The 5219-nt window shown below is 69.6% G+C and carries 7 protein-coding genes; all 7 read left to right on the top strand.

Annotated elements, in window-relative coordinates; translation table 11 throughout:
* Nucleotides 1-251: 251 nt before the first annotated feature.
* Nucleotides 252-635 carry a hypothetical protein gene (locus BN1056_RS12255; protein WP_210581612.1) on the top strand — a complete coding sequence of 128 codons (384 nt, stop codon included), beginning with the start codon at nucleotides 252-254 and terminating at the stop codon, nucleotides 633-635.
* A complete protein-coding gene (locus BN1056_RS12260) occupies nucleotides 635-1411 on the top strand; it encodes a hypothetical protein (RefSeq protein WP_244671697.1) in 777 nt (258 codons plus the stop codon). The genes BN1056_RS12255 and BN1056_RS12260 overlap by 1 nt, the downstream gene beginning before the upstream one ends.
* Nucleotide 1412: 1 nt before the next feature.
* Nucleotides 1413-2498 carry an HAD-IIA family hydrolase gene (locus BN1056_RS12265; protein WP_210581604.1) on the top strand — a complete coding sequence of 362 codons (1086 nt, stop codon included), beginning with the start codon at nucleotides 1413-1415 and terminating at the stop codon, nucleotides 2496-2498.
* Nucleotides 2499-2535: 37 nt separating this feature from the next.
* Nucleotides 2536-2718 carry a hypothetical protein gene (locus tag BN1056_RS12270; protein WP_210581606.1) on the top strand — a complete coding sequence of 61 codons (183 nt, stop codon included), beginning with the start codon at nucleotides 2536-2538 and terminating at the stop codon, nucleotides 2716-2718.
* Nucleotides 2719-2741: 23 nt separating this feature from the next.
* Nucleotides 2742-3617, top strand: a complete 876-nt coding sequence (locus BN1056_RS12275; protein WP_210581608.1) for a TlyA family RNA methyltransferase — start codon at nucleotides 2742-2744, stop codon at nucleotides 3615-3617.
* Nucleotides 3618-3787: 170 nt separating this feature from the next.
* Nucleotides 3788-4672 (top strand): NAD kinase, encoded by an 885-nt coding sequence (locus BN1056_RS12280; protein ID WP_073332762.1) that lies wholly within the window; start codon nucleotides 3788-3790, stop codon nucleotides 4670-4672.
* A partial coding sequence (locus BN1056_RS12285) for an AAA family ATPase (protein ID WP_210581610.1) occupies nucleotides 4669-5219 on the top strand: 551 nt, incomplete at its 3' end. The genes BN1056_RS12280 and BN1056_RS12285, both read left to right, overlap by 4 nt.

The following is a 5219-nucleotide window of genomic DNA, read 5'->3' on the forward strand; positions in this document are numbered from 1 at the left end:
GCTCACGAACCCACACCCCACAACCACACCCACACACCCCCCAAGACGAGCAACACACACCACACCCACACCACACGACACACACCACAACCGCACGACACACCAGATGGGCGGCCGCTTATAGAAGCGCGCACCACATTCTCGCGGGATCGCCATTGGAGTCGCCCCCAGGTAGGGTTTGATCTCATGGCACGAAGCGCTAAGAGCGCCGGCCGACGAACGAGAAAGAAGGACCATGGCGTACGACAGGCGTGAAGACCGTTCCGGCTCCGGGAACCGCCGCGGTAGGGGTGGAGACCGGCACGGTTTCCGCCGTCGGGATGATGATCAACCGCGCGCGCACCCCGATCAGGGGCGGCGGCACGGGGCCGAGCGCCGGGGATCCGGAACGCAAGATGGTGATGGCCGCTATCGCGGCAACGGGCGTGGCCGCAGGCACGACGATGGTCGCGGGCGCGGATATGGCGGCGGCGCACGTAGGCATGAAGGGGGCTCCCGTCCGCCGCAGCGTTCGCGTGTACCCGAGCCTCGGGTGCCGTCCGATGTGCTTCCACAGAATCTTGAGGCTTCGGCCCGGCGCGAGCTGCGCTCATTGGGACGCGCAAACGCGGAAAACGTGGCTCGCCACCTGGTGATGGTGCAGCGCCTGCTGGACTCCGATCCCGAACTCGCATACCAGCACGCGCGCTACGCGGCATCGCATGCCGGACGCGTGGCGGTGGTGAGGGAGTCAGCGGGTATCGCCGCCTACCTCTCCGGCCATTACAACGAGGCGTTGCGTGAGATCCGTGCCGCCAGGCGGCTTTCCGGTCTGGACCTGCACCGTGCCATCGAGGCCGACTGTGAACGCGCGCTGGGTCGCTACAACCAGGCACTGAAGGTCGCGCAGGAGGCCGACCCCAGGCAACTCGACGATCTCGAGGAGGCTGAACTCGCCATGGTGGTCTCCGGGGTACGCCATGACATGGGGCAGAGCGAGCTTGGACTGGTTGTCATCGAAGAGGCGATCATGATGTTCCGCGGCGACCGCGAAACCCTGCGCCGCCTCCACTCCGTGCGTGCCGATCGGCTCGAGGAACTCGGCCGTGGCGACGAAGCGGCCAAGATCCGCAAGCGCATCGGCATTGGAGAAGAGCGCGAACCAGCCGAAGAGGTCGAGGTCTACGACATCGAGGACGACTACGAAGAGGAGCAGCATGCCGTGACCGTGGCCGACGCTCCGCAAGCAAGCGAGGAGCCGTCCGCCGCCCCGGAGCCATCGGAAACCGCGGAGGTCGCCGAGTCTCGCGAGGCTTCACACGCCGTCGGCGCCTCCGTCGGCGCTGACGACAGCACGGCACGCACGGATCCCGAGGGAGCCGAACCCGAGGCCGACGGCGCGACTGCGGTCGCAGGACCGGCGGAGGACTGATATGGCCGACGCGAAGAGCACTCTCCACGGGGACGCCTCCCAGTTCCTGCTTGGTAGCAGCCAGCCGCTGGCTACCGTCTACGACGTCGCCCTGCTCGACCTGGATGGTGTCTGCTTCGCCGGAGACGCCCGCGTACCTCACGCGGCCGAGGGTGCCAACGGCGCGCGCAACTACGGGATGCAACTGGTGTTCGTCACCAACAACGCCTCCCGTGCCCCGCAGGCCGTGGTTGACAAGCTCGCGCGCAATGACATTACTGCCTTCACCGGCGAGGTCTTCTCCGCCGCCATGGATGCGGCGGCGCTGCTCCACGAGCATCTGCCAGACGGCGCCCCGGTCTTCGTCATCGGCGGCGAGGGATTGCGCCAGGCGCTGACCGACGAGGGCTTTACGGTCGTCGCCTCCGCGGACGACCAGCCCGCTGCCGTCGTACAGGGGTGGGACCCCGCGGTCGATTGGGCCATGATGTCCGAAGGCCTGTACGCCATAACCAACGGCGCCATACACGTCGCCACCAATCTGGATGCCACCCTGCCGACCGAGCGCGGCTTCGCCCTAGGCAACGGCAGCCTGGTTGCGGCGGTGGCCAACGCATCCGGGCACCAACCGCTCGCCGGCGGCAAGCCCTTCCCCGGCATCTACCAACGCGCACTGCGCCGTGCGGGAGGCACCCGGCCGCTCGCAGTCGGGGACCGGCTCAACACCGATCATGTCGGCGCCCGGGCGGCGGACATCCCCGGGCTGCATGTGCTCACGGGCGTCAGCACGGCCCGCGACGTGCTGCTGGCTTCCCCCGAGGAACGGCCGACCTTCTTGCACACCGACCTGCGCGGCCTGCTGCAGCCCCACCCTGACCCCCTCCAGGTCAGCGTCGACGGCGAGACCTGGTGGCAGGTCGGTGACGAGCGATGGCATGTGAACGAGACGGGCATAGAAGGCCAGGTCGCAGGATTCCTTGACGCGGCGTCCGCCACCGTAACCCTCGACGCATACCGCGCGCTCGCCTGCGCGCTCTGGGAATACGCCGACGCCAACGCCGGCCGCACGGATGATGTGAACGTGCCCGAGCTCAGCGTCACCGCCTAACGCACTGAACCACAAACGACCTCTTAGGAACAGTCCGATGACTACCACTCCCAAGCCGGCCCCGCGCCCCGGCCCCATACACGGTCCGGGACCCGCGCCGGAGCTGGACTTGTCGGGTCGACTTGAGGCAGCTGCCGCCCTACCGCTGGCGGAACGCGCCGCCGAACTCGCCGCCATCAATGAGGCACTCGCCTCCCAACTGCACCAGACAGAGAACTAACCCCAGAACCGACACCCAACCACATGGCACGACTGATCCGCATCGATTCCGAGCTGGTTCGGCGAGGGCTCGCCCGCTCACGCACCCACGCCGCCCGGCTCATCGACGACGGTCACGTCACTCTGGACGGCGTGGTGGTGACCAAACCTGCGCGGCAGGTCAACCCCGCACAGGCGATCGAGATCATCGCCCCGGACACAGACGATTACGTCTCCCGGGGCGCCCACAAGCTGGCGGGGGCACTCGACGCACTCACCGAGCGGGGTCTGGCACCGCGCATCAGGGGACGGCGCTGTCTGGATGCCGGCGCCTCCACCGGCGGCTTCACCGACGTGCTGCTGCGACGCGGCGCCGCACATGTCGTCGCCGTCGACGTCGGCTACGGACAACTCGCCTGGGCATTGCGGAACGACCCGCGTGTGAGTGTGCTTGAGCGCACAAATGTACGCACGCTGCGGCCCGAGGTGGTCGCCCCGGCTCCCGAACTCGTCGTCGGCGACCTCTCCTTCATCTCTCTGACCACCGTGCTACCGGCGCTGGTTGCCGCGGCCGCTCCGGACGCGGATCTGCTGCTCATGGTCAAACCCCAGTTCGAGGTCGGCAAACAGCGCCTCGGCCACGGGGGAGTGGTTCGCGACCCCGCCCTGCATGTCGAATCCGTGCTGAGCGTATGCGAATGCGCCCACACTCTGGGCCTGGGCATTGACGCGGTCACCTCCTCGCCGCTGCCCGGGCCCGCCGGAAATGTCGAGTACTTTGTGAACATGCATGCCGGACAGGCCGGCTCACCGACGGACCTGCACGGTCCGGCGCTGGAAGAGGAGGCGCGCCGCGCCGTGGAGGCAGGGCCCGCCGGACACACGCAGCGTCGACGCCGCACGGAAGGAGGCGGAAAATGACCACCGGAATCATTCCCGAGACCGCTCCCCAAGCCACGACCGAAACCCCAACCGAACCAAGTCAGGCCGCCTACACCGAGGCCGCAACTTCACCGGTGGGAGATGCGGCACCGCAGGCCGTTGCGGCAGCCAACCCGACGCCGCAGTCTCAGCCGCGGCTGCGGCGCGTCATGGTCCTCCAGCGCGACCTGAACGACAAACCGGTCCCGCCGCACCGCAAGGCGGCCCCCACCGCCACGGCCGTCGCCCGGGCGGAGGCGGCACTGCGCTCCCACGGCGTCGAGCCCGTCGAGCCCGGATTCGAGGGCGACGTGGACCTGGTCCTGGTGATGGGCGGTGACGGCACCATCCTGCGTGCCAGCGAGGTCGCCCGCGACCGCGACGTGCCCCTACTGGGCATCAACACCGGCCACGTCGGCTTCCTCGCCGAGGCCGATCCGGACGCCGTGGAGCAGGTCGTCGCCGACCTAGTGGCCGGCCGGTACGTAGTCGACACCCGCATGACCATTGACGTGGAGGTACAGGCACCCGATGGCTCGGTCACCCGCGACTGGGCGCTGAACGAGGCGGCCCTGGAGAAGCGGGATCGGGCCCGCATGGTCGAGGTCGCCGTCGGCGTGGACGGGCAGGCCGTGTCCTCCTTCGGCTGCGACGGGCTGGTCATGGCCACGCCCACCGGGTCCACCGCCTACGCCTACTCCGGTGGCGGCCCCGTCATCTGGCCCGAGGTGGAGGCGCTGCTACTGGTACCCCTGTCCGCACATGCCCTGTTCACCCGCCCCCTGGTGGTGGGGCCCGACTCCCGCCTGGAGGTCGTCATCTACCACGCCGGCTTCGGCGGGGCCGAGGTGTGGTGCGACGGGCGCCGTTGCCTGGACGCCCCCACCGGTTCGCGCATCTGCGTCACCCGCGCGCAGCGCCCGGTGCGGCTCGCCCGGCTGAACACCGCCCCCTTCGCCACGCGCCTGGTGCGCAAGTTCGACCTGCCCGTGGAGGGCTGGCGCAGCGCCGACGCGTCCGCCGCACTGCCCGGCCGGGACGGCGACGCGCGGTGATCGAGTCTCTACACATTGAGAACCTCGGGGTGATTGAGCAGGCCGACCTGCTGCTCAGTCCCGGGCTGACCGCCCTGACCGGGGAGACGGGCGCCGGCAAGACCATGGTGCTCACCTCCCTCGGGCTGCTCCTGGGACAGCGTGCCGAGGCGACCAGTGTGCGTACCGGCGCCGATCGAGCCCTGGTAGAGGGTGCCTTCGTGCTGTCCCCCGCTTCCCGTGCCGCGTCCCGCGCGGCCGAGGCCGGAGCCGAGCTCGACGACGACCTGCTGCTGGCCTCACGCACCGTACCGGCCTCGGGCCGCTCCCGCGCCCACCTGGGAGGCCGCGCCGTACCCTCAGCGGTCCTGGCCGACGTCGGCGCCCGACTCGTATCCGTACACGGGCAGGCCGATCAACTGCGTCTGCGCTCCGCCTCCGCACAGCGGGCCGCCCTCGACGGCCTGGGCGGACCGGACCACGCCGCCCTGTGCCGTCGCTACGCCGAGGCCTATCGGGCCAGAACCGCCGCCGCCACCGCCCTGGAGCAGTGGCGCGCCGGGGCCGA

It is taken from the genome of Actinomyces succiniciruminis, from assembly GCF_900002405.1.
Classification (GTDB): Bacteria; Actinomycetota; Actinomycetes; order Actinomycetales; family Actinomycetaceae; genus Actinomyces; species Actinomyces succiniciruminis.